General features: G+C 68.9%; 2 protein-coding genes. One reads left to right on the forward strand and one right to left on the reverse strand.

The genetic code is table 11. The features are described from left to right. A partial coding sequence (locus ACFV3E_RS46700; RefSeq protein ID WP_500542636.1) for an IS110 family transposase occupies window positions 1-1,071 on the forward strand: 1,071 nt, incomplete at its 5' end. Here ACFV3E_RS46700 and ACFV3E_RS46705 read toward each other — a convergent pair. Next, window positions 1,042-1,416 (reverse strand): transposase (locus ACFV3E_RS46705; protein ID WP_500542638.1); only part of this gene is annotated, 375 nt, incomplete at its 5' end. The two genes, ACFV3E_RS46700 and ACFV3E_RS46705, sit on opposite strands and share 30 nt — an antisense overlap.

The following is a 1,416-nucleotide window of genomic DNA, read 5'->3' on the forward strand; positions in this document are numbered from 1 at the left end:
CACGTCGATATCGAGGATGACGCCTACAAACCCAGCACCGCGAGCACCGACCGGCGAGTCACCAACACCCGGCAACGTTCGTGGCCAACGCACTATAGAGACCGGCACGCGGTCAGCCGCAAGAAGTCCGACCACCTCGACGCCATGGTGCTGGCGAACATCCTGCGTACCGACGTTGCTGCCCACCGCAGGCTGCCCGCCGACTCCGAGCTTGCCCAGGCGATCGCGGTCCTCGCCCGCGCTCAGCAGGATGCGGTCTGGGATCGCACCCAGGCCGGCAACAAGCTCACCTCCCACCTGCGCGAGTACTTCCCGGGCTTTCTGACCGCGGTCGGCATCCGCCGCGAAGGTGTCTGCCACCCCATCGCCCGCGTCCTCCTGGCCGCCGCCCCCACCCCCGCACAGGCCGCCCGGCTGACCCGAACCCAGCTGCGGTCCCTGCTGAAGAAGGCCGGGCGAAAGAACACGATTGACGCCGAGGCCGAGCGCCTCCAGACCGCGCTCCACCTCCCCCAAATGCGCCAACTGCCGCTGGTCGAAGAAGCCATGGGGCGCCAGACCCTGGCCCTCTTGAGACAGCTGGACGCCGCGTGCGTCAGCGCCGAGGACCTCGCCGAGGCCGCGGTGGAGTCTTTTGAAACACACCCGGACGCCGAGATCATCACCAGCTTCCCAGGGCTCGGTCCGCTCAGCGGCGCCCGGGTGTTCGCCGAGATCGGCGACGACCGATCCCGCTTCTCCCACGCGAAAGGCCTCAAGGCCTACGCCGGATCGGCCCCGATCACCAGGGCCTCCGGCAAGAGCGTGGCCGTCCTGGCCCGACGGGTCAAAAACCAGCGTCTGGCTGCCGTCGGCTACGTCTGGGCGTTCGCCGCCCTCACCCACTCAGACGGCGCCAGATCCCACTACGACCGCCGCCGCGAGGCCGGGGACCGTCACACCGCCGCCCAGCGCAACCTCTTCAATCGCATGATCGGCTGCCTTCACCACTGCCTCAACCAACGAGTCCACTACAGCGAAGCCGTCGCTTTCCCCGCAACCTCAAACGCCCAACTCGGAAAGGCCGCTTGACAGTTCCTTCGCATCGGATGTCTTCTTCCCTCCGTCAAAGCCCCTGCTGGCGGCCGGAACCGACGCCGCCCCTTTGACCGATTGCGCGTCGATGATGCCCGCGGTCGGCTCCGGATCGCGGCCCTCGACCTGGCGGACGCGGTCGCGCAGCCGGTCGTGCAGTTCACCGATCAGGCCCTGGTCCCGCCACCGCCGCCAGAACGCGTAGACGCGTTCCCACGCGGGGAAGTCCGCGGGCATCGACCGCCACGTGATACCGCCCGCGACCAGGTAGCGGACCGCGTCGAGCATCTGCCGATGGCAGTAGCCCTCCGGCTGCCCGCCCCTGCCCTCCATCCACCCCGG

Source organism: Streptomyces sp. NPDC059718 (assembly GCF_042733315.1).
Taxonomy (GTDB): domain Bacteria; phylum Actinomycetota; class Actinomycetes; order Streptomycetales; family Streptomycetaceae; genus Actinacidiphila.